This window comes from Paenibacillus sp. FSL M7-0896 (assembly GCF_037975415.1).
Classification (GTDB): Bacteria; Bacillota; Bacilli; order Paenibacillales; family Paenibacillaceae; genus Paenibacillus_AQ; species Paenibacillus_AQ silagei.
Genome location: NZ_CP150250.1, coordinates 3,707,041 through 3,732,144, shown reverse-complemented (window position 1 = coordinate 3,732,144; position 25,104 = coordinate 3,707,041). Strand labels below are relative to the sequence as shown.

27 protein-coding genes are annotated in these 25,104 nt (G+C 52.2%); 19 read left to right on the top strand and 8 right to left on the bottom strand.

Features of this window, described 5'->3' with window-relative positions:
• The first annotated feature begins 74 nt into the window (after positions 1-74).
• Positions 75-989, top strand: coding sequence for a DMT family transporter (locus tag MKY12_RS15750; RefSeq protein ID WP_339314556.1), 915 nt, complete (start codon positions 75-77; stop codon positions 987-989).
• A gap of 73 nt (positions 990-1,062) precedes the next feature.
• Positions 1,063-1,899, top strand: coding sequence for a class I SAM-dependent methyltransferase (locus MKY12_RS15745; protein WP_339314554.1), 837 nt, complete (start codon positions 1,063-1,065; stop codon positions 1,897-1,899).
• Positions 1,900-1,936: 37 nt separating this feature from the next.
• Here the strand turns inward: MKY12_RS15745 and MKY12_RS15740 are convergent, their stop codons facing one another.
• Complete coding sequence (locus MKY12_RS15740; protein WP_339314552.1) at positions 1,937-2,854, bottom strand: LysR family transcriptional regulator; 918 nt, start codon at positions 2,852-2,854, stop codon at positions 1,937-1,939.
• A gap of 260 nt (positions 2,855-3,114) precedes the next feature.
• On the opposite strand from MKY12_RS15740, the gene MKY12_RS15735 reads away from it, so the two are divergent.
• The 7 genes from MKY12_RS15735 to MKY12_RS15705 all read left to right on the top strand — a co-directional run bounded on the left by MKY12_RS15735 (position 3,115) and on the right by MKY12_RS15705 (position 8,645).
• The gene (locus tag MKY12_RS15735) at positions 3,115-4,068 is read left to right on the top strand and encodes a phosphate ABC transporter substrate-binding protein PstS family protein (protein ID WP_339314550.1); all 954 of its coding nucleotides are present in this window, start codon (positions 3,115-3,117) and stop codon (positions 4,066-4,068) included.
• A 96-nt stretch (positions 4,069-4,164) separates the two neighbouring features.
• On the top strand, positions 4,165-5,067 hold the full coding sequence (pstC, locus tag MKY12_RS15730; protein WP_200869555.1) for a phosphate ABC transporter permease subunit PstC: 903 nt from the start codon (positions 4,165-4,167) through the stop codon (positions 5,065-5,067).
• A complete protein-coding gene (gene pstA, locus MKY12_RS15725; RefSeq protein WP_036726586.1) occupies positions 5,064-5,960 on the top strand; it encodes a phosphate ABC transporter permease PstA in 897 nt (298 codons plus the stop codon). Before pstC ends, pstA begins: the two co-directional genes overlap by 4 nt.
• A gap of 97 nt (positions 5,961-6,057) precedes the next feature.
• Positions 6,058-6,834, top strand: coding sequence for a phosphate ABC transporter ATP-binding protein PstB (gene pstB / locus MKY12_RS15720; protein WP_036695365.1), 777 nt, complete (start codon positions 6,058-6,060; stop codon positions 6,832-6,834).
• Between the two features lie 90 nt (positions 6,835-6,924).
• A complete protein-coding gene (locus tag MKY12_RS15715) occupies positions 6,925-7,263 on the top strand; it encodes a hypothetical protein (RefSeq protein WP_339257212.1) in 339 nt (112 codons plus the stop codon).
• A 76-nt stretch (positions 7,264-7,339) separates the two neighbouring features.
• Positions 7,340-8,068, top strand: coding sequence for an MBL fold metallo-hydrolase (locus tag MKY12_RS15710; RefSeq protein ID WP_339257210.1), 729 nt, complete (start codon positions 7,340-7,342; stop codon positions 8,066-8,068).
• Positions 8,061-8,645 carry a TetR/AcrR family transcriptional regulator gene (locus MKY12_RS15705; RefSeq protein ID WP_209873878.1) on the top strand — a complete coding sequence of 195 codons (585 nt, stop codon included), beginning with the start codon at positions 8,061-8,063 and terminating at the stop codon, positions 8,643-8,645. The genes MKY12_RS15710 and MKY12_RS15705 overlap by 8 nt, the downstream gene beginning before the upstream one ends.
• Positions 8,646-8,683: 38 nt before the next feature.
• On the opposite strand, the gene MKY12_RS15700 is transcribed toward MKY12_RS15705, so the two are convergent.
• Positions 8,684-9,343 (bottom strand): metalloregulator ArsR/SmtB family transcription factor, encoded by a 660-nt coding sequence (locus MKY12_RS15700; protein ID WP_339257204.1) that lies wholly within the window; start codon positions 9,341-9,343, stop codon positions 8,684-8,686.
• A gap of 168 nt (positions 9,344-9,511) precedes the next feature.
• Here MKY12_RS15700 and MKY12_RS15695 point away from each other — a divergent pair, with 168 nt between their 5' ends.
• The 3 genes from MKY12_RS15695 (at position 9,512) to MKY12_RS15685 (ending at position 12,368) form a co-directional block, all read left to right on the top strand.
• Entirely contained in the window at positions 9,512-10,918 is a 1,407-nt protein-coding gene (locus MKY12_RS15695) for an MFS transporter (protein ID WP_339257202.1), read from the top strand.
• Between the two features lie 315 nt (positions 10,919-11,233).
• Complete coding sequence (locus MKY12_RS15690) at positions 11,234-11,593, top strand: iron-sulfur cluster assembly accessory protein (protein ID WP_339257200.1); 360 nt, start codon at positions 11,234-11,236, stop codon at positions 11,591-11,593.
• 82 nt (positions 11,594-11,675) lie between these two features.
• Positions 11,676-12,368, top strand: coding sequence for a hypothetical protein (locus tag MKY12_RS15685; protein WP_339257198.1), 693 nt, complete (start codon positions 11,676-11,678; stop codon positions 12,366-12,368).
• Positions 12,369-12,527: 159 nt separating this feature from the next.
• On the opposite strand, the gene MKY12_RS15680 is transcribed toward MKY12_RS15685, so the two are convergent.
• The 3 genes from MKY12_RS15680 to MKY12_RS15670 form a co-directional block, all read right to left on the bottom strand.
• Positions 12,528-12,704 carry a hypothetical protein gene (locus tag MKY12_RS15680; RefSeq protein WP_155991496.1) on the bottom strand — a complete coding sequence of 59 codons (177 nt, stop codon included), beginning with the start codon at positions 12,702-12,704 and terminating at the stop codon, positions 12,528-12,530.
• 502 nt (positions 12,705-13,206) lie between these two features.
• Positions 13,207-14,436 carry an aminopeptidase gene (locus tag MKY12_RS15675; protein WP_339314883.1) on the bottom strand — a complete coding sequence of 410 codons (1,230 nt, stop codon included), beginning with the start codon at positions 14,434-14,436 and terminating at the stop codon, positions 13,207-13,209.
• Between the two features lie 51 nt (positions 14,437-14,487).
• Complete coding sequence (locus tag MKY12_RS15670) at positions 14,488-15,732, bottom strand: aminopeptidase (RefSeq protein WP_200869557.1); 1,245 nt, start codon at positions 15,730-15,732, stop codon at positions 14,488-14,490.
• A 162-nt stretch (positions 15,733-15,894) separates the two neighbouring features.
• Between MKY12_RS15670 and MKY12_RS15665 the strand changes: the two genes are divergently transcribed.
• On the top strand, positions 15,895-16,176 hold the full coding sequence (locus MKY12_RS15665) for a hypothetical protein (protein WP_036726604.1): 282 nt from the start codon (positions 15,895-15,897) through the stop codon (positions 16,174-16,176).
• A 212-nt stretch (positions 16,177-16,388) separates the two neighbouring features.
• Here MKY12_RS15665 and MKY12_RS15660 read toward each other — a convergent pair whose 3' ends face one another.
• The gene (locus MKY12_RS15660) at positions 16,389-17,741 is read right to left on the bottom strand and encodes a TrkH family potassium uptake protein (RefSeq protein ID WP_339257194.1); all 1,353 of its coding nucleotides are present in this window, start codon (positions 17,739-17,741) and stop codon (positions 16,389-16,391) included.
• A 148-nt stretch (positions 17,742-17,889) separates the two neighbouring features.
• Here MKY12_RS15660 and MKY12_RS15655 point away from each other — a divergent pair, with 148 nt between their 5' ends.
• Genes MKY12_RS15655 through MKY12_RS15645 form a run of 3 tightly spaced genes read left to right on the top strand, consistent with a single transcriptional unit; the run spans position 17,890 to position 19,274 of the window.
• Entirely contained in the window at positions 17,890-18,249 is a 360-nt protein-coding gene (locus tag MKY12_RS15655; protein WP_339257192.1) for a VOC family protein, read from the top strand.
• A gap of 60 nt (positions 18,250-18,309) precedes the next feature.
• Complete coding sequence (locus MKY12_RS15650; protein WP_036726608.1) at positions 18,310-18,771, top strand: GNAT family N-acetyltransferase; 462 nt, start codon at positions 18,310-18,312, stop codon at positions 18,769-18,771.
• Complete coding sequence (locus MKY12_RS15645; protein ID WP_036726610.1) at positions 18,768-19,274, top strand: GNAT family N-acetyltransferase; 507 nt, start codon at positions 18,768-18,770, stop codon at positions 19,272-19,274. The genes MKY12_RS15650 and MKY12_RS15645 overlap by 4 nt, the downstream gene beginning before the upstream one ends.
• A gap of 252 nt (positions 19,275-19,526) precedes the next feature.
• On the opposite strand, the gene MKY12_RS15640 is transcribed toward MKY12_RS15645, so the two are convergent.
• Both MKY12_RS15640 and MKY12_RS15635 read right to left on the bottom strand, forming a co-directional pair.
• Positions 19,527-19,934, bottom strand: coding sequence for a hypothetical protein (locus MKY12_RS15640; RefSeq protein ID WP_339314547.1), 408 nt, complete (start codon positions 19,932-19,934; stop codon positions 19,527-19,529).
• 92 nt (positions 19,935-20,026) lie between these two features.
• Positions 20,027-21,349, bottom strand: a complete 1,323-nt coding sequence (locus tag MKY12_RS15635; protein WP_339314545.1) for a hemolysin family protein — start codon at positions 21,347-21,349, stop codon at positions 20,027-20,029.
• 115 nt (positions 21,350-21,464) lie between these two features.
• Here MKY12_RS15635 and MKY12_RS15630 point away from each other — a divergent pair, with 115 nt between their 5' ends.
• The 3 genes from MKY12_RS15630 to MKY12_RS15620 all read left to right on the top strand — a co-directional run bounded on the left by MKY12_RS15630 (position 21,465) and on the right by MKY12_RS15620 (position 25,063).
• Positions 21,465-22,232, top strand: coding sequence for a DUF1836 domain-containing protein (locus MKY12_RS15630; protein WP_339257187.1), 768 nt, complete (start codon positions 21,465-21,467; stop codon positions 22,230-22,232).
• 82 nt (positions 22,233-22,314) lie between these two features.
• Positions 22,315-23,532 carry an MFS transporter gene (locus tag MKY12_RS15625; protein WP_036726620.1) on the top strand — a complete coding sequence of 406 codons (1,218 nt, stop codon included), beginning with the start codon at positions 22,315-22,317 and terminating at the stop codon, positions 23,530-23,532.
• A 187-nt stretch (positions 23,533-23,719) separates the two neighbouring features.
• Complete coding sequence (locus tag MKY12_RS15620; protein WP_339314543.1) at positions 23,720-25,063, top strand: sugar ABC transporter substrate-binding protein; 1,344 nt, start codon at positions 23,720-23,722, stop codon at positions 25,061-25,063.
• Positions 25,064-25,104 lie beyond the last annotated feature (41 nt).

Sequence of the window (25,104 nt, the reverse complement as noted above, 5' to 3'; positions counted from 1 at the left end):
AAATGCTGCTTTTTTCGCCGATTTACGTTAAATTAACATAATGAGTCTTACATCCTATGAAGGGGCGTTCTGTCATGCGTACCAATAAACCGCCCGTTCCCGTGCCACTCCTGATGGTAATCGGAATTGTGGCCATCTCTTTTTCTTCCATCTTTATTAAATGGTCCTCCGCGCCCGTATCGGTCCAAGGGATGTACCGCCTGCTGTTCACCTCGCTGCTGATGCTGCCGTTCGCCCGTCCCTATAGCGGGGCACTCTTTCAGCTGCGGCGGAAGGATTGGCTGCTGCTGGGCGTGTCCGGGGTCATGCTTGCCCTGCATTTTCTGTTGTGGATGGGTTCGCTGAATTATACCTCGGTGGCCAGCTCGACGATGATTATGGCGCTGGAGCCGTTATTCATTATGCTCGGTGCGTACATACTGTATAAAGAGCGTAACTCGATCTTTGCTATCCTGGGGATGGCGATTGCTATCTTCGGCGTTACTTTTATCGGCTGGGGAGACATTGGCTTGTCTGCTGAGAATCTGAAGGGCGACATGCTGTCGGTTGGCGGAACCGTAGCGGTAGCCGCACATATGCTGCTTGGACAAAAGCTGGTGGCGCGTATGCCGTCCTATCTGTACAGCCTGATTGTATTTATCGCTGCGGCCGCCGTATTTGCTCTCTACAATCTCGTGACCGGCACACCGTTCTTCAATTATCCGGCCCGGGAATGGGGCATCTTCGTCTTGCTGGCGGTGGTGCCCACCGTCTTCGGCCATATCCTGTTCAACTGGCTGCTGCAATATACATCGGCGACTACTGTCTCGATGAATATCTTGGGAGAGCCTGTCGGCGCGAGCATTCTGGCGTTCCTGTTGTTGGGTGAGCAGCTTAGCGGCCTGCAGTGGGCGGGCGGCGTGCTGGTCATGGCCGGGCTGGGTGTCTATCTGTATGCCGGGCGAAGGAAAGCTATGAAGCTCCGGCAGTCTCTGCCGAACGCTTCCTAGCTATACGCGGACAGACCCGTGAGGCAAACTTGATTACATTTTATAGAACATAGATAAAGGGGTAACGAAAGCAATGAATGAACCTAATCAGAATGAACCGGATGGCCTCAATAAGGAGGCGGCACCTACAAGCGAGGAGCTGTGGAATGAGGATACCTATGCGGCCTGGACCAGCCGGTTTGGAACCCCTGGGGAGGCTGCGGAGAAGCTGTCGAAGGACCCTGCGGGGAAGCTGTATCCGCTGAATACCTATCTCGGTGAAGTGAAGGGCCGGAGGATCATGAACCTGATGGGCTCCAACGGCATGAAGGCGGTGGCACTGGGGCTGCTGGGGGCTGAGGTGACTGTCGCGGATTTCTCGGAGGCCAATGCCCGTTATGCCGGTGAACTCGCGCAGGCGGCCGGAGTGCAGCTTGACTATATCGTATCGGATGTCCTGGAGCTGCCGGAAGCGCATCTTAACGGCTCGTATGATACGGTTTTTGCCGAAATGGGGATAGTTCACTATTTTACGGATTTGGCTCCGTTCATGGCTACGGCCTACCGCTTGCTGGCACCGGGCGGAACGTTCGTACTGCGGGATTTCCATCCGGTAACGACCAAGCTGATCTCCTCCAAGGGGTCGACGGCCAAGGTGCGTAAGCATAAGGTGAGCGGGGATTATTTTGATACGGCGCTTGAAGAGAAGCAGGTGTCCTATTCCAAATACATGCCTTCTTCAGGAGGAGCACCGGAGGCGGACAAGCCGAATGTCGTCTACTGGCGGCGCTGGACGCTGGGCGAGCTGGTTACTGCTGCCGCAGCCAGCGGACTGGTTATAAGAGAGCTGGTGGAGGAGCCTAATCTGTCGTCGGATGTGTACGATAAGGGAATTCCCAAGACCTTCACCCTGGTTGCTGTCAAAAGATAATAAGGTTCACCACCACACGGTATCCCCGTTAGCGCAGTTACACAGGCGCTCCGGGGATACCGTTTATTTGTGCAGAACCCGCTGCCATCCCGGCAAAAGCCTGCTGGAGCGGGGAAAGCGTATAGTCCTTGCGCCAGGCAAGCACAAAGGAGCCGTCAGCCGGAAGAATTCCGGGCAGCTTCGCATAGGCCAGTCGGCCCGCCGCTACTTCACCCTCAATCCCGGAGCGGGAGAACACGCCCACCATTCTGCCTGTGTAGAGCATCCCCTTGACGGCCTCCGGCGAGCCCAGTACCGCATGGTTCCAGACCCTTACGTTATTAAGCTGTGCCCACTGGTCGGAGATTCCGCGCAGGAAGGAGGCGGCTTCATGCTGCACCCAAGGCTCGCGGGCTACGGCTTGGGCGGTCAGCTCCTGCTCTCTGGCAAAGGGATGCTCCGGCGCAAAGACCAGCACGGTCTCCTCTTCAGCAATCACCTGCGTATGGAAGGTATCATCCTGGCCCTCTGCACTATGCAGCACGGCGAGCTGGATCTCCCGGCTGCGCAGACGTTCCCGGATGGCGTCATCCGGCAGCACGGATAGATAGACATCGATCCCGTCATAATGCTGTGTGAATTGGGACAGCAATTTGGGCACAAGATAACTGGCAGGGATATCGCTGGCGGTAAGCTCCAGATTCCCCGAGGCGAGCGAGGTGAACTGTTTGACCGTCCGCTCGGCCTCGGCGCTCAGCGAGACAATACGGACAGCATATTGGTACAGGGCGCGTCCGGCATCCGTCAGCAGGACCCGGCCGCTCCGGTACTGGAAGAGGGAAGCGCCAAGCTCACTCTCCAGACTTTTCATATGAAAGGAGACGGTTGGCTGCTTAAGGTTCATCTCGGCGGCGACATCCGTTACTTTTTTATATTTTTCGATGAGAACTAGGATCTGCAGCTTTACAAGGTTCATGAAGATTCCTCCGGGGATGGGGCAGAAAGACCCCTATTGTTGTTTCGGTATAGATTTTATCTATTCAACTACTCAATTAATATTATAACTTTTATCCTCCGGTTTACAAACTCAGTACTTTTATCTAACGAACGGGCCCTAGAATAAGAAGAGTCAGAAGAGACGCTGATAGACACACAATAATGCTTCCCAAGTGAGTTTTGTACGAAGCAGATGGAACGCAGCAGACACTCACAAAACCTTTAGGAGGAAAACAAACAATGCAATTCAAAAAATCGTGGATCATGGCTTTGACTCTTACCAGCGTACTGGCACTTTCAGCATGCGGCAACGGAAACAACGGGGGAAATAAGGCAACAACCAATAACGGAGGGAATACACCGGCTGCTACAAACACAGAATCCAGCAGCGGTGCGAAGCTGAGCGGTTCGGTCCTGGCATCAGGCTCCACAGCACTTCAGCCGCTCGTAGAGCAGGTAGCTGAGAAATTCATGGATGCGAATGCAGGCGTGGACATTCAGGTTCAAGGCGGCGGCAGCGGAACGGGCTTGACTCAGGTCTCTGAGAAGCAAGTCGATATCGGGAACTCGGATGTATTCGCTGAAGAGAAGCTGAAGGATGCAGCGAAGGCGGCTGAGCTGGTGGATCATCAGGTGGCGGTTGTAGCGATTGCGGCAGTAAGTAACCCGAAGGCAGGCGTAGACAGCTTGACCAAGCAGCAGCTGGTAGATATTTTCACAGGTAAAATCACGAACTGGAAAGAGGTCGGCGGTGCAGACCAGGCCATCCAGATCATCAACCGTCCGGCAAGCTCAGGTACACGTGCTACCTTTGAGAGCTTCGCTCTTGGCACCAAGACAGAGGACCTGAAGGGTTCAATCCAAGAGGATTCCTCCGGTACAGTTAAGAAAATGATCGGCGAAACACCGGGGGCTATCGGTTATCTGGCCCTGTCCTACCTGGATGATTCCGTAAAAACATTAAACTATGACGGCGTTGAGCCTTCAGTAGACAACGTAGTGGCCGGTAAATATCCGGTATGGGCTTACGAGCACATGTACACTAACGGTGAACCTAATGAGACTGTAAAAGCGTTCCTGGATTACTTCCTGACGGATGAAGTACAGACTGGCGATGTGGTAGAGCTTGGCTACATTCCGGCTTCCAAAATGCAGGTATCGCGTGATGTTGCAGGTACTGTAACACCTAAATAAGCTTCACCGGTTCGCAAGGTTAATTGATTTCAACTTTAATGTGATTAGAGGCGGATAAACTCTGCCTCTCTTTTCACTTTAGAAAGAGGGAGCATCTTGAGGGGACAACCAACAAACAAGCGGCTGGAAAAACATCATATAGAAAATTTAATCGGACGTATTTATATGTCCTTTTGTGTGCTGCTGCTCATTGTCATCATTATATCCATGGTCTATTTCGTAGCCTCCAAAGGCGTGGCCAACTTCGTGAGCGGTGAGGTCAAGGTCTCTGAATTCCTGTTCGGCACGAAGTGGTCGCCTGAAGCAGACACACCTTCCTACGGAGCCTTCCCGTTCATCTCGGGTTCCTTCCTGGTCACGCTGCTGGCTGCGCTTATCGCAAGTCCGCTCAGTATCTGCGCTGCGCTCTTCATGACGGAGATTGTGCCGGGCTGGGGTAAAAAGCTGCTGCAGCCGGTCATCGAGCTGCTGTCAGGCATTCCATCCGTTGTCTACGGCTTCGTAGGCTTAAGCGTCATTGTTCCATTTCTGCGGGATACGCTGCCCGGACAGGGCATCGGGGTGGCTGCAGGCGCGCTAGTGCTGTCGGTCATGATTCTGCCGACGATTACCAGCGTGGCTGCAGACGCGCTTGCATCATTGCCGCAAAACTTGAAAGAGTCATCCTTTGCGCTCGGTGCCACACGCTGGCAGACGATCTCCAGGGTCATTCTCCCGACCACCTTCCCGGCGATTATGACGGGTGTAGTGCTTGGTATGGCCCGCGCCTTCGGCGAGGCTCTTGCCGTGCAGATGGTTATCGGTAACGCGCCGTTCGTGCCTCACTCCCTGTTCGAGTCCGCGTCCACACTTACCAGTGTAATCACGCTGGGCATGGGGAATACAACAATGGGTTCACCGCAGAACAATGCACTGTGGAGTATGGCGCTGGTGCTGATGCTGATGACCTTCGTATTCGTCCTGCTGGTGAGAATGCTCGAAAGGAGAAATAAAATTTGAAGCCGAGAACTGCGAATAAAATAGCCACTGTCGTTATCGTAACCTTTGCATTGCTGATCGTAGCCATCCTGGTTAGCTTACTCGGATATATCCTGATCCGCGGTTTCAATCATATTAGCTGGGACTTCCTGACCTCGGCGCCGCAGAAGATCCGCGCAGGCGGAGGCGTTGGGCCGCAGCTGTTCAACTCATTATTCCTGCTGGTGCTGACCTTGATCATCACGGTACCGCTGGGGCTGGGTGCCGGAATCTTCATGGCGGAGTATGCCCGTCCCGGCAAGCTGACCAACTTCATCCGTCTGGTCGTGGAGGTATTGTCTTCCTTCCCGTCGATTATCGTGGGTCTGTTCGGTCTCTTGCTGATCGTCAACACCTTCAATCTCGGGTTCTCCCTGATCTCGGGTGCGCTCGCGTTAACCTTCTTTAACCTTCCGCTAATGGTACGTATCACGGAACAAGCCTTCCGCACGGTCCCTAAGCAGCAGAAGGAGGCAGGCTTCGCACTCGGATTATCCAAGTGGAAGATCGTTACCTCGGTCTTGCTCCCGGTAGCGTTGCCGACGATCATCACCGGCACGATTCTGTCGGCTGGCCGTGTGTTCGGCGAAGCAGCCGCGCTGATGTTCACCGCAGGGATGAGCAGCCCGCGCCTGGACTTCAGCAACTGGAATCCGCTTAGCCCGTCCTCACCGCTCAATCCGTTCCGTCCGGCGGAGACGCTGGCGGTGCATATCTGGAAGGTCAACAGTGAGGGCCTGGCACCGGATGCACTTCAGATTGCAGCGGGCGCTTCAGCCGTCCTGGTGCTGACCGTATTAATCTTCAATCTGGCTGCCCGTTATTTCGGCAGATTCATCTACCGCAAGCTTACTGCATCCAAGAGAATGAGCTAGGCTTGTTACACACAGGGAGGGCACAGGCTTCCGAAGCGAGTTTTGCGCAGAAGAGTCAGAACGTCTAAGCTATCAGAACTTTTAGGAGGAGTAAGGGATGGGAATAGCAGAGCCAGTCGTACGCGAATCATTTCAAACGGAGGATCTGAGTATTTATTATGGGACGTATGAGGCAGTGAAGGGGATTAGCCTTCCTTTTGCCCAGAATACGGTTACCGCATTGATCGGCCCGTCGGGCTGCGGGAAATCAACCTTTCTCCGTTCACTGAACCGGATGAATGACGATATCTCCGGCTCTACGACCAAGGGCAGCATCTGGATTGACGGTGTGGATATCAATGCTACAGGCACGGATGTAATCAAGCTGCGGCAAAAGATCGGCATGGTCTGGCAGAAGCCCAATCCGTTCTATAAATCGATCTACGACAATATCGCCTTCGGCCCGAAATATCATGGCATCAAGGGCAAGCAGGCGCTGGATGAAATCGTCGAGAGCAGCCTGCGCCGCGCCGCCCTGTGGGACGAGGTCAAGGACCGCTTGAAGGATTCCGCTCTGGCGTTGTCCGGCGGACAGCAGCAGCGTCTGTGTATCGCCCGGGCGCTGTCGGTCAACCCGCAGATCCTGCTGCTTGATGAGCCGGCCTCGGCCCTTGACCCGGTCTCGACCGGTAAGGTGGAGGAGCTGATCAAGGAGCTGAAGGAGGAGCTGCGCATCGTAATCGTCACCCACAACATGCAGCAGGCCGCACGGATCTCGGATTACACCGCCTACTTCTATCTCGGCTCTCTGGTGGAATACGACAAGACCGAGAAGGTCTTCACGAACCCCGAGAACCAGATGACGCAGGAATACATTATGGGCCGGTTTGGCTGATTGGGAGACGGGCCGGGACGCGTATAGAAGGGAATAGACAAATTCGATCACACTGATCGTTCAGGACACCATCCAATGCGGGTGGTGTTTTTGGCTGTTCAGGAGATAATCAGCCGCGAGGGGGGCGGACTCAATGTAATCGAAAAACCGATTACATTGGGCGGAGCGAGGGCGTGCGGACTCAATGTAATCGAAAAACCGATCACATTGGGCGGAGCGAGGGCGTGCGGACTCAATGTAATCGAAAAACCGATCACATTGCGCGGAGCGAGGGCGGGCGGACGCAATGTAATCGAAAAACCGATTACATTGCGCGGAGCGAGGGCGTGCGGACCCAATGTAATCGAAAAACCGATTACATTGGACTGGCGCGAGGAGCAGGGACCGGATGTCGCCACACCGCTGTGTAAGCCGTTAACTTTTGTATGAGTAAATATCTCTTGATAAACTAATCTAATTAGTTTATATTTTTACTAATGATATTAGTTTCGAGGAGGAAGTTACGATGAGAGTAACAAGAGAAGGCCATTTGCATCAGCTTACGTGGCTGCCGCGTATTTTTCCAGTGAATTGCTATTTGATCGAGGAAGAACAGGAGCTTACACTTATTGACGCGGGAATGTCCTATAGTCTGCAAGGGATTCTGAATCAGGTTGCCAAGCTTGGTAAGCCGCTGACCCGTATTATTCTCACTCATGGTCATATGGATCATGTCGGGGCGCTTGATGCCTTGAAAAAGGAGGTGCCGGAGGCTAAGGTCTATATCTCGGAGCGGGATGCTGCATTGTTGGCTGGTGACCGCTCGCTCAGAGCCGGTGAGCTGCAGACTCCTATTAAGGGCAGTGTACCCGCCAAAATAGTGACCCGCCCCGACATTCTACTGCATGACGGCGATAGCATCGGCTCGCTGACAGCGTTCAGCACTCCCGGACATACGCCGGGATCGATGTCTTTTCAGGACCAGCGCAGTGGAGCGCTGATCGCTGGTGATGCGTTCCAGACCTTCCGGGCCACGGCGGTGTCCGGCAAGAAGGTTCCCTGGTTTCCTTTTCCGGCTATGGCGACTTGGAGCCCCGAACAGGCCTTAGTCAGTGCCTACAGGCTGATTGATCTTGCCCCTTCTGTACTGGCGGTAGGACATGGTGATCTGCTTATAGCTCCGGTAGAGGCGATGAAGCGGGCGGCTGCGGAGGCCGAAGGGCAAGTAAAGGGAGGAGAGAGGGTACATGGCTAGAGCAGGTCTGGACACGCACACGCTGGTACTGGCTGCCGCAGAGCTGGCGGATGAATACGGGATGGAAGCAGTGACGCTGGCTGCACTTGCCGCGAAGCTGGGTGTCCGTTCTCCGTCACTCTATAATCACATCAACGGGCTTGCGGGGCTGCGTACACTGATGGCGGTATATGGTCTGGAGCAGCTGTATGAGGTCATATCGGAGGCAACGGAGGGGCTAAGCGGAGAGGCTGCAGTACATGCCATGAGTCAGGCATACATCGGATTCACCAGAGCGCACCCGGGGCTGTATCAGACGACGCTAAAAGCACCCGAACAAGGAGACACCGCTCTGGAAGCGGCGGGCGGGAAGATCCTGTCGCTCATCATCCAGGTGATATCCGCATTCGGCTTGGATGAGGAAGGCAATCTGCATGCCGTCCGTGGACTGCGGAGTATACTGCACGGATTCTCCACCTTGGAGCACCAGGGCGGATTTGGAATGCCGCTGGACCTGAATGTCACTCTCACCCGGCTGATTAACACCTATATTGCGGGAATCCGCTGTATGGGATCGGACGCAGACAGCCTGAAATAACAACAAAGAGCAATCTCCAAGTGAGGTTGCTCTTGTTGTCACGGCTTATGTTGCCTAACGGTGTAAATACAGTTTCTGCCTCCCTGTAAAATGTACTCCCCTCGTTCAATATGAACATCATCTCCTAGAACCGTTCTGAATAAATGCAACTCATTCTTGCATAACCCGGTACATACAGCCGCCGCTTCACAGATCGGGCAATGTTTCTCGATGAATAAGAGACTGCCATCCTCCTGCTCCTTAACCTCGGCCATATAACCTTCATTCGTTCGAATCTCAGCCAATTTCTCCAATTTCTCTCTCACATCCGATGCAGCGCCAAGATGCTGAAGATATTGTGCCTGCATATTTTTATTTCGAACATCCAGAAGCTTGTCCAGCCCTTCATTGCCAAATGCCTCTTTCATCGAATTAATGAGACTGATGGATAAATCCGAATATCCGCTTGGAAAAAAACGATTAGCCGCGGGAGTTAATATCCACAGCTTGGTGGGGCGGCCCATGGGACGCGCCTCTTCCACATTGGTAACCAATCCTTCTTCCTTCAGTGCATTCAAATGCTGACGAATAGCCATTCCAGACAACGAAAATTGAGAGGAGAGGGTTATAACATCCATGCCCCCACGCTCCTTTAACAGATCAATGATCGCTCTTCGGGTACTGGTGGAGACATCCTTTTTGATTTGATTCCGGCTCATGGTGCACCTCCTGTTTGAAGCAACTGAATCTACATCACTCCCTACATTTTAAACAAAAATGTTGACAAAGTCAAAGCCGGACTGTAGCTTAGACATTATAAACAAAAATGTTTACTAAGTATCCGGATACGATGTATACATACCAAACTTTCTTGGAGGTCACCATTCATGTCGTCTAATCATCAAAGTATTTTCAGTCCGCGTTACTTTGCACTATCCATAGGAATTATCCTGTCAGTGATGGCCGTTGGATTCGAAGGTCTGTCCGTAACCACCATTGCTCCTTCGATTGCCGGAGACTTGAACGGTCTTAGCTTGTTCGGGTGGATATTCAGTACGTATCTGCTTGCACAGATTATCGGAACGCTGGTCGTCGGTCGGATCATAGATAAAAGAGGCCCTGCTGCACCCTTCACTTATGCGCTGTTGTTGTTTATCGCAGGACTGGTCGCTGCTGCAACAGCAGGCGATATGTATATCATGATTGGATCACGGGCCCTGCAAGGTTTGGGTGCCGGAGCTATGATGACTTGTGTGTATACGGCTATTTCCTTAAGTTACCCGGATGAGTTACGTGCCAAAATACTTGGAGCCTTTGGTACAGCCTATGTTCTTCCGTCCATGCTCGGTCCATATGTAGCAGGCCTTATAGCAGATCAGTGGTCCTGGCGGTTTGTTTTCTGGGGGATCTTACCTGTGCTGGTTGTTTCAGCAGTGCTTAGTTTACCTGCTTTCAGGAAATTGAAAGTGCAGCAGACGGGAGGGGCTAGCGGATCTTCATCTACTTGGATGGCGTTACTCTTAACGATGGGTACAGGCCTTTTCCTGATTGCTCTAAGTATGCTTCCGAGTATGATGGGATTTGTCTTCGGCCTGATTGGCCTCGTCGGTATGATATTACCGCTCCGTCAATTGCTGCCTAAGGGAACGCTTACGCTGCGAAGAGGGATGCCAGCGATTCTGGCAACACGCGGGCTGTTCTTCGCTGCCTATGCCAGCACACAGAATTTCCTGGTATTGGCTCTTATTGATGTGAGAGGAATTACACCTTCTCAGGCGGGTTTAATCGTAGCGAGTGCTGCACTAAGCTGGTGTATCATTGCGTATGTGCAAGGACGTTGGGATGCGGCAGATCAGGGCCGTGGACGTCATATGAGAATTATTCTGGGGGTATTTCTGCTTGCCATAGGGATTGCCATCGTCTTTTGGATACCGGTTGTTTCTATTGCCGTTGCAGTTATGGGTCAGATCATCGCCGGGGTCGGCATTGGATTGGCGCATCCGGTTAGCGGTGTTGTAGCCTTTTCCCAAACAGGGGAAGGCGGCGCGGGCCAAACCTCGGCAAATCTGCAATTTGCGGATTCTTTTACACCCGGTGTAGTTATCGGGATTGGGGGTTCCATCCTTGTAGTGTGTCAGGCTGCTGGAATGTCACTGCAATCCGGCTTAATTGTAGCCATGGGCTTCCATCTCTTGTTGATCGTCATAAGTATCATTGCCAGCACCCGGATCTCACCGCAATCCATCAAGAATGCTGATCCTAAGAAAGAGGGTGTACCGGTCATTGTCCAATGAGGATAAGGAGAAACTTCTTATAGCCTATGACATCATCGGGTCTAAATGGACGATCCATATCTTATTCACTCTTTCTTGCGGTCCGAAGAAATTTAGCGAAATAACCCGGAGTATCCCTTCCATTACGCAAAGAATCCTTTCCCAGCGTTTAAAGGAGCTTCAACATCATAATCTGGTCAAGAGAACCAGTCCGCAGCGCCCTACAAAAACCATGTATGAACTTACACCAAAAGGAGTAGCCCTCGCTACGTTCATACCTTGTTTAATGGACTGGGGTTGCCAAAACTAAACTAAGCTTGTATAGGAGGAATGAAGATGAATATTGAGGTCAGTGAGATCGCAGCAGAGAAAATCGCCGAAATCTTATTAACCGCTGATACAAGGCACTCTTTTCTTAGAGTAGGTGTTGAAGAAGGGGGATGCAGCGGATTGTCTTATACCCTTGTCTTGGATGAGCAGCAAACAGAGGAGGATGTGGTGTTCAATAAAGATAAATTTCGTCTATTAGTTCACACGAAGAGTATTCCATATATCGATGGTCTCGAAATTGACTATGAACAAAGCGGAATGATAGGCGGATTCACCATGAATAACCCTAATGCCAAAGCCTCATGTGGATGCGGGGCCAGTTTTCGAATGGCTAACTATCGGGGCGAAGTTAAAAAATGTGATTAACCTGCAGGAAGTGAATTTTCCCGTTTATAGTGATAAGCTTAATTTGGTGTACAAGCCAGATTGATGTAGGAGGCTGAATGACGTGGGCAGAGCAGGTAAGCAAGAGAATGTAACCACCTTTGAAGAGATGGCTGAGGTAGTCGCCCGACTGGGGATTGTGCCGCTGGCACCCCTGATCCCGGAGCATCCGTCTGTGAACGGGCTGACGCTGGCGGAGAATTGGCATACGGATACAGAGCTGGACCCCTGGCGCTGGCGGGTCAGATTTCCCGGAGAAGGCTTAGCCGGCTACGGAAAATTCATCAAGAAAAAAGCCGTGCTCGTATCCCGCGAGTGGCTTCCGGCTTACTTGGCAGCGTTCGGGCCTCGGCAGTCTCTAGAAGAGCGGTATCAGAGCGGCCTGGCCACGAGAGAAGCACTGACTCTGCTGGAGATTATCCGGGCGAATGAGGGAATAGAGACACGCCAGCTGCGCTCTATGGCGGATATGAAGGCCAAGGAGAAGAAAACGGCTTTTGACAATGCAGTAACGGAGCTGCAAGGGTCTCTGGATATCGTAATCTCCGGCGTGAAGCAACGGGTGAATGCGGACGGAGAGCCGAATGGCTGGAACAGCACCTCTTTTGAAACCTCGGGGCACTGGATGCATGAAGCGGGCATTCTGCCCTTTGAGGGATCGAGAGAAGAGGCGATAGCCTGGTTGCGTTCACGTATGGAAGCGGCGTGGGCACCGGAGGCGGTTGCCTGGATCAACAAGGCGCTGGGCTGGAAGTAGACAAAGAACGGTAGTCCTTCATATGAAGAGGGCTGCCGTTTTTGGCGTTTTGACATGGGATACAAATAAAAACGGCTAATCTCATTCCCGCAGGAGACTGGCCGTAAGCGCTTACGAATATGTGATTGTACTGCGTATCTTGTGTATATTGAAGCAGCCTTACAGCATGGGGCCAAGGTAGGCAACCAGGAAGTACAGGAATCCGAACAGCAGCATGATGTAGGCGGTGTACTTGATGGCGTCGGAGGCAACGATACTTAAGTCTTTGGGAGCCTGGACTTCCAGACGTTCTGTTTCCATAGAATCCGTGTTGTCATGAGTGAAAGTTTCTTTCATCTGAATTCCCTCCTTAGATTATTCATGGACTAAAACATTCCTCTTTTGGAACTGTAAACACTATCTATAATTGTATTGTGACATATTTGTGAACTAATTTCAACAATATTGTGAAAATTCTTTGACTGAATGTTCACATTTGGGCTATTTGGGTTGCTTTGACCCACTTAACTTCACCTTCGGTTGCACTTTATACAATAGATGAGCGCTATTTTCGCCGAAAAAATGGATCTATTGCACTTTATACACTAGAATTTTGAGAAAACGGGGGTTTGGAGCTGAAATCCGGAAATCTGTTGTACGAAATGCAGCAGAAGGTGTTTTAACCGTAGTTTCCGTGAATTCTATTGCAGAAAGTGCAATCAGCCACTCACTCATTAAATCTCATAGCACTCTCATCACATAGCACTCTCAGGGGAAAAGTCCCCTGGTAAACACAAAGACCCCGCCATATTCCTCAAGAGGAGATAGCGGGGTCTCATTCATAGTACAAAGATTAGGCTTACGCCCAGTCTCCATTACGGAAGATCGGGTCGGTGGAGCCGTCATCGGCAATTCCGTCGATATTCATCTCCGGGGAGCCCATCATGAAGTCTACATGAGTGAGACTTTGGTTCATGCCCTTGTCTACAAGCTGTTCCTTGCTCATATTAATGCCGTCCTGCAGGGTGAAGGCGTAGGAAGCGCCAAGTGCCAGATGGCAGGAAGCATTCTCGTCATACAGGGTAGTGTAATAGAGGATGCCGCTCTCCGAGATCGGGGAGTGGAAAGGCACAAGCGCCACTTCGCCGAAGTAGGCGGCACCTTCATCCATGGCCAGCAGGGAAGCGAGGGCTTCCTGGCCCACTTCAGCGGTAAAGTCTGTAACTTTACCATTCTCCAGGGTCAGGCTGAAGCGGTCGATGATGTTGCCCCCATAGCTGAGCGGCTTCGTGCTGCGGACCGTGCCGTTCGCACCCGTCTTCAGCGGAGCGGTGAATACTTCCTCGGTCGGAATGTTCGCCAGGAAGGACATGCCGCGGCTGTTCACCGCACCCGCCTGACACCAGATATGTCCTTCAGGCAATTCGATCGTCAGATCGGTGCCCGGAGCCGTGTAGTGCAGCTTGCGGTATTTCTTCGCGTTCAACAGCTCACAGCGCTGCTTCAAGCCGGCCAGATGGACACTCCAGGCCTGCACCGGATTCTCCTGGTCTGCGCGCACGGCCTTGAAGATGGCGTCCCAGAGCAGTTCAATCTGCTGCTCAGGCGCAGCATCCGGGAACACCTTCGCGGCCCAAGAGGCGGATGGGAAGGCGAGGCCGGTCCAGCTGACCTGGTTAGCCATCAGCATCTCGCGGTAAGGAGCCATAGCTTGACCGGCGGTCTTCTGATGGTCCGCAATGCGGCTTGCATCTACTCCGTTCAGCAAGTCCGGATTCGCGGAGATGACTGTCAGGAATGCCGCTCCGCCCCGTGCCAGATCCTCCAGCTCATCAGCCTGCCACTTCGGCGGCTCCAGGAAGCTCTCGGACGGTGCGAGATCATATCGGGTGCGGGTGACGAATTCATCGGAATAGTTAACCTTGACGAGCTTCGCACCTGCTTCATAGGCCTGGCGTACAATCAGGCGGACCAGCTCAGCCGATACGATATCCGCATTCACGACAAGGGTCTGGCCGGGTTGAATATTAACGCCGATCTTTACAGCGAGCAGTGCGTAATTCTCCAGCTTTTGGTTGAAATCCAGCAATAGCTTCAGCTCCATTCATTATCTAATGAAATGCAATAGCTTATAAAGGGGTTAGAAGGCCCAGTTGCCCTTCTGGAAGACCGGCTCGCGCGTACCGTCAGCGGTAATTCCGTAGATATCCATCTCGGCCGAGCCGATCATGAAGTCAACGTGAGTCACACTGTTATTGAGGCCGCGGTCGGTCAGTTCATCCTGGTTCATTTCTTTGCCGCCTTCCAGACAGAAGGCATAGGCAGTGCCAATAGCCAGATGGTTGGAGGCATTCTCGTCGAACAAGGTATTGAAGTAGAGAATCCCTGATTCCGAGATCGGCGACTGATGCGGCACAAGTGCAACTTCCCCGAGATACTTGGCGCCTTCATCCAGGCTGATCAGATATTCGAGGGCTTCCTGGCCCTGCTCAGCGCTCACACTGGTAATCCGGCCCTGTTCAAAAGTGATCGAGAAGCCGTCAATTACATTTCCGCCGTAGCTGAGCGGCTTCGTGCTGCGGACCGTACCGTTCACGCCTGTTTTCAGCGGAGCTGTGAACACTTCTTCCGTTGGCATGTTGGCGACAAAAGAATGACCTTTGGCATTGATGCTGTCCCCTTGCGCCCATAAATGGCCTTCAGGCAGCTCAATGCTAAGGTCAGTTCCGGGTGCTATGTAGTGCAGACTCGCGTACTTCTTCGCGTTAAGAACATTGGCCTTCGACTCCAGCGTGTCCAGATGCTCCTGCCAGGCGGCAACAGGGTCCTCACGGTCCAGACGGACGGTATGGAAGATGGCCTCCCACAGCTTGTCTACGCGCTGGTCAGCAGGGACCTCAGGGAACACCTTGTCTGCCCAAGGCTGGGACGGGATCGCTACAATGCTCCAGCTGACTTTGTCGGACATCTGCAATTCACGGTATTTCGTAAGCGCTGCGCCCCGTGTCTTCTGGAAGCTCGCAATCCGCTCAGGATCAATGCCTTTGAGGGCATCCGGGTTCTCGGCAATGACCGACAGGAAGGCGGCACCGTTCTCTGCAAGCTCAGTCATTTCACCGGCAAACCAGGTTGGGGCCTTGGTGAATACTTCGGGTGCGGCATGCTCGAACTGCTGGCGGGTAATGAACTCGTCACTCCAGTTCACCTTCACCTGGCTGGCGCCAATGGCATAAGCCTTGGCCGTAATCAGGCGGACGAACTCAGCCGCAGTGATCGGAGCGTTCACAACCAGGATTTGTCCCGGCTGAACATTCACACCGATTTGTACTGCTAAATCAGCGTATTTACTTAGCTTGTCCTGAAGCTCTGTTTCAGTCATTGACATTTCCTCCATTACCATAATTTTTAGCTCTGTATAAGCATTGTACTAAATTATTAACCGCCGGATGAAAAAAGTCAATTACAGCGCAAAAGGAAAGAGAAATGCTGACATATCAATGTTATACTGAATATTGTGGGCATGATCAGATGAAAGGAAGGAAAGAGGATGAACCTGGAAATCACCAAAGCAGAAATGAAACGCGTAGAGGATAGAAGTTTTGTGGGGAGAACGGTATTTACATTAGAGAATCACCGTTCCCCTTATGAGATTACATTCTTCAGCTCTCGTGGAACCGAATGGGATTACAGTCTGAGCTTCGCCGGTGAACCGGGGAGTGAGGAGCAGTTCCTGGAAGTGGATGCGCTGCTGGAGAATGACGATGATCTGTACAATCAGCTGTTGGATGCAGCACTGGATACCCAGGAGATCCCGGAAGAGGAAGCTTAAGCTTATTCCGGATATAACAATGCGACCCCGTCCCGTCTGATTGCCTTGGACGAGCAGGGTCGCATTTTTAATTGTAGAGGAGATTATGATTTTCTTCTGTTACGTATAAGTGGCGTGCAGGCGTGTGGCTCGAATGTATGCGGAAAACAGCATACATTTGCTGGCGCGCAGGTAATCTCATTCACCCGTTTGTTCTTAATAGTCGCCGGCCCTTAACCGATGGTGATATTGCCTTCCGGGTAACGGTATAACTCCTTGCTGTTCTTAGGCTTGAGGGCATAGGCCAGGGTAAGCGGTCCGGTCCGGCCGACGAACATAAGAATGATCACCAGCACCTTGCCGATCGTGGTCAGCTCTGTGGTAAGTCCCATGGTGATGCCTGAGGTACCGAAGGCGGACACCGCCTCGAACAATACACTCAGGAAATCGGCGCTCTCCGTTACGGACAGCAGCATGGTGGAGATAACCACCAGCATTAGTGATAGTAATGTCATGGTTATGGCTCTGTAGACATTCTCCTTCGAGATCCGGTGGCGGAACATGACGATATCCTCTTTGCCCCGCAGCTTGGCGTAGGCGGTACTGGCCAGAATGGCAAAGGTGGTAATCTTGATTCCGCCGCCCGTAGAGCCGGGAGCCGCCCCGATGAACATCAGCAGAATCATCAGGAATTGGGTAGATTCCCGCAGCAGCGGAATCTCAATGGTGGTCACCCCGCCGGAGCGGGGCGTAATAGCTTGCAGGAAGGAGGCCATAATCTTGCCTCCGGCATGCAGCGGCTTCAGTGTAGCGTTCAGCTCCAGCCAGAAGAAGACAATGGCTCCGACCAGAATCAGCACGGCTGAAGTCGCCAGCACGACCTTCGAGTGCAGCATCAGCCGCTTGCGCTTGGGATAGTCGATCACATCGGATAAGACGATGAAGCCAATTCCGCCAAGGAAGATCAGCAGCATGGAGGTAATATTCACAACAGGATCTTCTACATACCGGGTTAAGCCGCTGAACGGCCCGTGAATATCGCCGAACAAATCGAAGCCCGCGTTGTTGAAGATGGAGATGCTATGGAATAGTCCATAATAAGCTGCTTTGCCTATCGGCATATCTACTACAAATCGGGCAGCCAGCAGAATGGCACCGGTCAATTGAATCACCAGAGAATAGATCAGAACCCGGCGGATCAGCTTCACGATCCCCTGCATGGAATTCTGGTTCATGGATTCCTGCAGCAAGAGGCGTTCCTTCAATGAGATTCGTTTGTTCAGGACCAGCGTAATCAGCGTAGCCATCGTTACGAATCCAAGACCGCCGAACTGGAACAGCACCAGCAGCACGATCTGTCCAAAGGTCGAAAGCTGCGTACCCGTATCTATGACGGCAAGTCCGGTTACACAGGTCGCAGAGGTCGCCATGAACAGCGCATCAATGAACGAGATTCTTCCGCCCGTAGAAGCGGCAGGCAGGGACAGCAGCAGGGTTCCGGCAGCGATAAGCAGCACGAAGCCGAGCGATAGTATTTTGGGCGGCGTTAGCTTCAAATGCCCAAAGAAAAGGTTAGCCAAGTTCATTCTCCTGACAATAGGGATAGGATCTGACAAGATTATAGCATAACTTATATTCTCATCCCTAAACAGGCAGGAAATTGACATATTTTATCGAAATCATTAAAGGCTGTAGGATTCAACAACTTGCACTCTATGAGGAGGCTATACTGCTGTGACAAGTCCGATACGCAATCAGATTGGTGCTGTCTTCATCCCGGTTAGTGATATCGAAAGGTCCAAGAACTGGTATTGCAGTCTGCTCGGACTGCCGCTTGAAGGCGAAGTATTATTCGGGCATCTGTATGAGGTGCCGATGCAGGGGCCGGGGATTGTGCTGGACAGCAAAATATTCACAGCCGAAGCCGTGCTGAAGGTGCCGTCCTTCCATCTGCTTACCGACGATATTGATGCCGCCTATGATTATGTCAAAGCCAGCGGAGCTGAGATCCTTACCGATATAGAGAATGACCATTGGTTTAACTTCAAGGACCCGGACGGAAACGTGTTAATGCTCTGCCGTTATATCAGTTAATTAATGAGATTAATTATAAAGGTTAATCTCATTAATTATTGTACAAGAGGAGGATTATAGATGATAAGAGAAGCACGGGCGGAGGACGCTGCCGGCATAGAGGGCTTATACCGGATTCTGCTGCCGGATTCCAGCGATATTCATGTGTCCCCCCAAAGAATAAGTCAAATTGCCGATAATCCGGATAGTCTGCTGTTTGTCTATGTAGAGGGCGGGGAAGTTGCCGGTACGGTTCATCTGCATCTGTGTATGGATGCGCTTAGCGGTGACCGTCCGTTCGCAGTGATAGAGCGTTTTGTCATCATCGAGGAGCTGCGAGGCAAGGGAATAGGAGCCTCCATGCTGCGGTTCGCAGAAGAGGCTGCCGCAGCCAGAGGTGCACTTAAGGTGATGCTGTCAAGCAAGAGCATCCGTAAGGATGCTCACCGGTTCTATGAGCGTCTGGGGTACGACGGAGAGGGAAGCAAGCTTTTCAAAAAATACATATCGCTTCAACCTACAGGAGGAACTGAACGGAAATGAACGTAACCCTAAGGGAGCTCATCCCGAAAGATGCCGCTGCGCTCTTGTGCCTGCAACACAGGCTGGATCAGGAGACCTCCTACATGATGTTTGCTCCAGGGGAGAGACGGACGGGTATTCCTCAGGTGGAGGAGAGAATTGCAGACTACACTAAGGCGGAAACCTCACTCTTGATCGGTGCCGAAGCAGACGGTGAGCTTGCAGGATATCTCTCTGTCGAAGGCGGAACCTTCAGCCGCAACAAACACAGTGCCTATATTGTTATAGGCATTCTTAAGGCTTATCAGGGCATGGGAATCGGCAGCGGATTATTCCGTGAGATGGAATTGTGGGTCAAACGCAGCGGCATCATGCGACTGGAGCTTACCGTGATGCAGCATAATGAACAGGCGGTTGCGCTGTATAAGAAGCAGGGCTTTGAAATTGAGGGCTTGAAGAGAAAGTCGCTGCTGGTGGATGGACAATGGGTGGACGAATATTATATGGGTAAGATCTATAATTAATTGCATTAACTATATGGATAGATAGCCTACACGAACAAAATCACCCTGTGGGTGAATTGCGGGTGAATGATGTAAGAAGTTATGCGGTCCACACAACTCATCTGGTCAGACCGTCCTTCCCCATCCGCCCACTTCAAGAGGCATCCGGTGAATTCAGGGGCAGGAGTACCCCTCATTTGCTTAATGTAATCGGTTTTTCGATTACATTCGGCCTACGTGGCGCCCCCGATCCAAATGTAATCGGTTTTTCGATTACATTCGGCCACGTGGCGCACCCGATCCAAATGTAATCGGTTTTTCGATTACATTTGGCCTACGTGGCGCACCCGATCCAAATGTAATCGGTTTTTCGATTACATTCGGCCTACGTGGCGCCCCCGATCCAAATGTAATCGGTTTTTCGATTACATTCGGCCTACGTGGCCCCCCCGGTCCAAATGTAATCGGTTTTTCGATTACATTCGGCTTACGCGGCGCCCCCGATCCAAATGTAATCGGTTTTTCGATTACATTCGGCTTACGCGGCGCCCCCGATCCAAATGTAATCGGTTTTTCGATTACATTCGGCTTACGCGGCGCCCCCGATCCAAATGTAATCGGTTTTTCGATTATATTCGGCTTACGTGGCGCCCCCGATCTCTGTGCCTCCCTTATCCACAAAAGAAAGAAACTATGATTTCCTAAATAAGAGCAAAGGCGCTCCCCGATAACTCACGGGAAGCGCCTTTTCCTTTACAGCATATCTATAAGACTTACTCGTGGTGTGCATCTGATTCTTCGGTGACCGGAAGATCGATCAGGATCTCCACCTTGCGGATACGGTGGCGGTTCATCTCGCGGGCCGTCAGGATGACATGCTCGTAGGTGAGGCTTTTGCCGACAGCCGGCTCTTCCATATGGCTGTACAGCCATCCGCCGATTGTGGTGACTTCTTCATCATGGAAATCAAGTCCGGTAAGATCCTTGACCTCCAGCAGGGAGACATTGCCGTCGAACAGATAATGAGTGTCGCTCAGCTTCTCCACATTTCTGCGCTCATCCTCGTCGAACTCATCGCGGATCTCACCGACGATCTCCTCCAGAATATCCTCAATCGTAATCAGACCGGAGGTGCCGCCGTATTCATCCAGCAGCAGGGCGATATGCACACGCTCCTTCTGCATACGGGTCAGGAGGGTCTTTACTGGCGTAACCTCCGATACTGTCACCAGAGGCAGGATCAGGCTTTTGAAATCGAAATCAGGATTATTGTCGTATTGCAGGTAGAGCTGCTTGGTATTAATCATGCCAATGATATTATCTTTGCTGCCGTCAGCTACAGGGAAGCGGGTATACTGCTCCTTGCGGATAATTTCAAAATTCTCCTGCAGCGAATGATCGGTGAACAGGCATACCATATCTGTCCGGGGAACCATAATTTCCTTGGCGAGCATCTCATCAAAGGTGAAAATCCGGTTAACATAACCATATTCCGCTTTGTTGATTTTGCCGCTCTCATAGCTCTCGGACAAGATCAGGCGAATCTCGTCTTCACTGTGCGCGTCGCCGTGTTCACTGGCAGGCTTCATGCCGAACATACGGACGAGCAGGTTGGCAGAACCGTTCATGATCCAAATCAAAGGGTACAATATTCTGTAGAACCAAATAATCAGCGGTGCGGTAATCTGACCAATTTTCTCCGGAATATTAATAGCGGCGGTCTTCGGTGCAAGCTCTCCGACCACGACGTGGAGGAAGGTGGCGATAATGAAGGCCAATGCAAAAGCAATGGGCTTACTAACGTTGTGACTCACACCAGCCAGATCAAACAGTGGAATGAGCAGCTGCTCAAAGGCAGGCTCTGCCAATGCCCCGATCCCGAGTGCAGTAATCGTGATACCGAGCTGACAGGCGGACAGATATCCGTCCAGGTTAGCGGCTACCCGCTGTACTGCCAGTGCGTTCTTCTTGCCGTCCAGCACCATTTGGCTGACCTGGCTGCCCCGTAATCTCACTACTGCAAACTCCGTCGCTACAAAAAATGCGGTTAAAATAATCAAAATTGCCACGAGCGTCAAACTAAGTCCTATACCCATATAATCTTTACCATCCCTTTCGTCCCTAAAATAGGTTATACTCATATTATGAGTTCATATGAACCTATTGTACGAACTTTTCAGTGAAATATCAAATGGTGGAGGGTTGCCAGCTATGGAAGCTTTTACACTTAGCCGGATAGAGATGTCCGGACTATTACTGTCTCTAGGGCCCAACTCGGAGCGGAAGCCGCTCCATATTCTGCAGGAAGCCTGGACCAAGTTCCACCGCGACGAGGTGCGGGAGGGGACAAGCCTGCCCGCTTTTCTGTCTACGGATATCCCCCCGATTCTGCAAAAGCTGATCAAAGGCGGCGGCGTCAAAGGGCTGTCCTTGGGTGAAATTGCTTCGCTTGGCGGTCTGATTGAGTATTCCACTTTATCCGTCTCTGCTATGCAGAATTGGGTGAAGCGCGATTTCAAGGAATATCTCGGGTCCCCGCGTGAAGGGAAGAAGTACTCCATTAATCAGGCGGCCATTCTATTTATAATAGATGATCTGAAGGCGGCGCTTGATTTCGAGAGCATCAGGCAGCTCTTTCGTATGCTGTTCCTGGCGCCTGATCGCGATGACGATGATCTGGTAGAGCCGGCACAGCTGTATCACGGGTATGCTGAGCTGTTCGAGGAGATCAAGACCCGTTCCCCGGTGCCGGCTGAGGGGCAGGCTCTGACCGGAAATCCCAAGGAATACCTGTGGAAATCGGACAGCGCAATCAAGTCGGCCATGGACAAAATGATGAAGCGGCTCAGCCACCTGAGCAGAGGGCAGCGGGATGCGGTGCAGAATATGCTGCTGATCGCTGCGATTTCGGTGCAGACCTGTTATTTTCAGGCGATGGCCCGGCAATATTTCAATGCCGTGTTATTCCTTGATTTTTGAATCATCCGCTTCTAGAATGTGTAAGTGATACTAGTCAGAAACTATTGGATTAGCGGGAATCAGGGGAGAGGGGCCTTAAGTCATGTGGAATCAAATGTCGCTGCTGCAGAATCCGAAGCAGCGGAAGCTGCTCTTCAGTGCAGGTCTAAGCTGGATGTTCGACGCGATGGATGTAGGGATGATCTCGTTCGTCGTGGCTGCACTAGCCAAGGAATGGTCGCTGGGGCCGGAAAAGATCGGCTATTTAACCAGTATTAACTCGGTAGGGATGGCGGTCGGTGCAGCCGCAGCCGGAATTATGGCGGACCGCTTCGGCCGCAAATCGGTGCTGCTCTGGACGCTGCTGATCTTCTCGATTGCAAGCGGACTGTCGGCATTCGCCGCAGGTTATGCCGTATTATGTGTGCTGCGCTTCATTGCCGGCTTCGGGCTGGGCGGAGAGCTGCCGGTGGCTTCTACGCTGGTATCCGAGAGCATGCCGGTTAAGGAAAGAGGCCGTGCTGTTGTGCTGCTGGAGAGCTTCTGGGCGGTGGGCTGGATTCTGTCGGCGCTGATTGCTTACTTCGTCATTCCGGATTACGGCTGGCGGATCGCCTTCGCCATTGGTGCGGTACCGGCGCTATATGCGCTCTATCTGCGCAGGGCGATCGATGACTCCCCGAAGTTCGCGGAGATCAAGAAAGCACCTCCAGTGCCTTTGAAGAAGCGTATAGCGGCAGTCTGGTCAGCAGAGCACCGCCGTTCGACCATCATGCTGTGGATTCTGTGGTTCACCGTGGTGTTCTCTTATTATGGAATGTTCCTGTGGCTGCCGACGGTGATGGTGCTGAAGGGCTTCAGTCTGGTCAAAAGCTTCGAGTATGTGCTGATCATGACACTCGCCCAGTTGCCGGGGTACTTCACCGCCGCTTATTTCATCGAGAAATACGGCCGCAAGTTCGTACTGGTCATCTACCTGCTGCTGACAGCCGTCAGTGCTGCCTGGTTCGGGAATTCAACGACCGAGGGCATGCTGATGGCTGCCGGAATCTGCCTGTCGTTCTTCAACCTGGGAGCATGGGGCGGGATGTATGCTTACACACCTGAGCTGTATCCGACTAAGATCCGTTCCACAGGCGCCGGACTCGCCACCTCCTTTGGACGGATTGGCGGCATTATTGCCCCAACGCTGGTCGGCCTGTTGGTCGGCAAGGCGGTCGGGATCGGCTCCATCTTCATGATCTTCTTCGTCACGATTGTAATCGGCGCTCTGGCGGTGCTGTTCCTGGGGAAGGAAACGAAGGGACTGGAGCTAGAGTAGACTGCTTACGGAACAGATTTATACTTAAAAGAACTAACCAGAACTAACAGGCCAGCCGGAAGATTCCGGCTGGCTTTTGTCTTACTTATTTGATATAACCCCTTACTTTTCTGGATTTACCCTATGCAGGGCGTTCCGTATAATCATTAATGTAACCGCTTACTTCACAAATTTGAGGAGGCAACAGATGACAATCAAGGGGACCAAAGGACTTGTACTGCTTCTAAGCTCCATATTGCTAATGACTACGGCTGCATGCTCATCCGGCGGATCGAATGCACCGGACGGTGCCAAGGCTTCTTCCAAGACAGAGGGTTCGGCACCTGCAATTGAGCTGCGTATGACCTGGTGGGGCTCGCAGACACGCCACGATCTGACCACCAAGATGATCAAGCGCTTCGAGGAGAAGAATCCGGGCATCACGATTAAGCCGGAATATTCCGGCTGGGACGGCTATTTCGATAAGCTGTCTACTCAGGTAGCAGGCTCGAATGCTCCGGATATCATTCAGATGGACTATGCGTTCCTGTCCGATTACGCCAAGCGCGGCACCTTGCTTGACCTGACGCCTTATACCCAGGATGGAACGCTGCGGACGGAGGACCATGACAGCAGCATGCTCTCGGCAGGAAGCATTGACGGCAAATTGTACGCCGTTACGCTTGGAGTGAACGCTCCCGGCGTTGTCTATAATGCTTCCGTACTTCAGGAGCTGGGAATTGCGGAGCCGCAGGAGTCATGGACGTGGAAGGATTTTGCGGAGATGGCGAATGCAATTGCTAAGAAGAAGGGCGACGGCTACTATGGGACGCCGGATATTTCGGGCACTACGAACATCTTCGAGGTATTCGTGCGCCAGAACGGGAGCGGCCTGTTCGAAGGGAATAAGCTGGGTGTCTCCCGGGAGGTCATCGATGAATGGTTCAATTACTGGCAGGGGCTGCGGGACAGCGGCGGCGCTACAACGGCAGAGGTAACTGCCGCGATGACGAATGCTCTGGAGACCCGGCCGCTGTCCGTTGGCCAGTCTGCCCTTGATTTTGCCTGGTCCAACCAGCTGATTACCTATCAGAATGTGCTGAAGGATCAGAGCCAGAAGCTGAAGATGCAGGTGATTCCGCATATGGAAGGGGAGCAGAAGATCGGCGAATATCTGAAGCCCGGCCAGTTCATCTCCGGGAATGCCAAGACCAAGTATCCCAAGGAGGTAGCGAAGCTGATCGACTTCATGGTCAACGACCCGGAAGGCACTGCTATTCTGGGGGCTGAACGGGGAGTACCGGTCAATTCCGCAGTGCGGGAGCAGCTGAAGCCGTCGCTTACCGCCGAGGAGCAGTTAATCTTTGATTTTATCGATGTGGTCTCCAAGCATTCCAGTGATATTGACCCGCCTTACCCGCAGGGCTTCTCGGAGATTGATAAGAACTTCAAGAGCGCCAGCGAGCAGATCTCCTTCGGTCAGGCCGGCATTCCGCAGGTAAGCGAGCAGTTCATCTCCGGTGCTAACGCCATACTGGACAAGGCCAAATAAATACAGAGGAGCGAGAGAGCCATTGAGTGCAGATCTGATGA

Excerpts from the sequence above, each read along its gene's own strand:
- MKY12_RS15620 (WP_339314543.1), top strand. The coding sequence starts at position 23,720 with ATGACAATCAAGGGGACCAAAGGACTTGTACTGCTTCTAAGCTCCATA.
- pstB (WP_036695365.1), top strand. The coding sequence starts at position 6,058 with ATGGGAATAGCAGAGCCAGTCGTACGCGAATCATTTCAAACGGAGGAT.
- MKY12_RS15735 (WP_339314550.1), top strand. The coding sequence starts at position 3,115 with ATGCAATTCAAAAAATCGTGGATCATGGCTTTGACTCTTACCAGCGTA.
- MKY12_RS15660 (WP_339257194.1), bottom strand. The coding sequence starts at position 17,741 with ATGAACTTGGCTAACCTTTTCTTTGGGCATTTGAAGCTAACGCCGCCC.
- MKY12_RS15740 (WP_339314552.1), bottom strand. The coding sequence starts at position 2,854 with ATGAACCTTGTAAAGCTGCAGATCCTAGTTCTCATCGAAAAATATAAA.
- MKY12_RS15690 (WP_339257200.1), top strand. The coding sequence starts at position 11,234 with ATGAATATTGAGGTCAGTGAGATCGCAGCAGAGAAAATCGCCGAAATC.
- MKY12_RS15680 (WP_155991496.1), bottom strand. The coding sequence starts at position 12,704 with ATGAAAGAAACTTTCACTCATGACAACACGGATTCTATGGAAACAGAA.
- MKY12_RS15650 (WP_036726608.1), top strand. The coding sequence starts at position 18,310 with ATGATAAGAGAAGCACGGGCGGAGGACGCTGCCGGCATAGAGGGCTTA.
- MKY12_RS15745 (WP_339314554.1), top strand. The coding sequence starts at position 1,063 with ATGAATGAACCTAATCAGAATGAACCGGATGGCCTCAATAAGGAGGCG.
- MKY12_RS15750 (WP_339314556.1), top strand. The coding sequence starts at position 75 with ATGCGTACCAATAAACCGCCCGTTCCCGTGCCACTCCTGATGGTAATC.
- MKY12_RS15630 (WP_339257187.1), top strand. The coding sequence starts at position 21,465 with ATGGAAGCTTTTACACTTAGCCGGATAGAGATGTCCGGACTATTACTG.
- MKY12_RS15635 (WP_339314545.1), bottom strand. The coding sequence starts at position 21,349 with ATGGGTATAGGACTTAGTTTGACGCTCGTGGCAATTTTGATTATTTTA.
- MKY12_RS15695 (WP_339257202.1), top strand. The coding sequence starts at position 9,512 with ATGTCGTCTAATCATCAAAGTATTTTCAGTCCGCGTTACTTTGCACTA.
- MKY12_RS15700 (WP_339257204.1), bottom strand. The coding sequence starts at position 9,343 with ATGAGCCGGAATCAAATCAAAAAGGATGTCTCCACCAGTACCCGAAGA.
- MKY12_RS15705 (WP_209873878.1), top strand. The coding sequence starts at position 8,061 with ATGGCTAGAGCAGGTCTGGACACGCACACGCTGGTACTGGCTGCCGCA.
- MKY12_RS15710 (WP_339257210.1), top strand. The coding sequence starts at position 7,340 with ATGAGAGTAACAAGAGAAGGCCATTTGCATCAGCTTACGTGGCTGCCG.
- MKY12_RS15670 (WP_200869557.1), bottom strand. The coding sequence starts at position 15,732 with ATGTCAATGACTGAAACAGAGCTTCAGGACAAGCTAAGTAAATACGCT.
- MKY12_RS15645 (WP_036726610.1), top strand. The coding sequence starts at position 18,768 with ATGAACGTAACCCTAAGGGAGCTCATCCCGAAAGATGCCGCTGCGCTC.
- MKY12_RS15625 (WP_036726620.1), top strand. The coding sequence starts at position 22,315 with ATGTGGAATCAAATGTCGCTGCTGCAGAATCCGAAGCAGCGGAAGCTG.
- MKY12_RS15665 (WP_036726604.1), top strand. The coding sequence starts at position 15,895 with ATGAACCTGGAAATCACCAAAGCAGAAATGAAACGCGTAGAGGATAGA.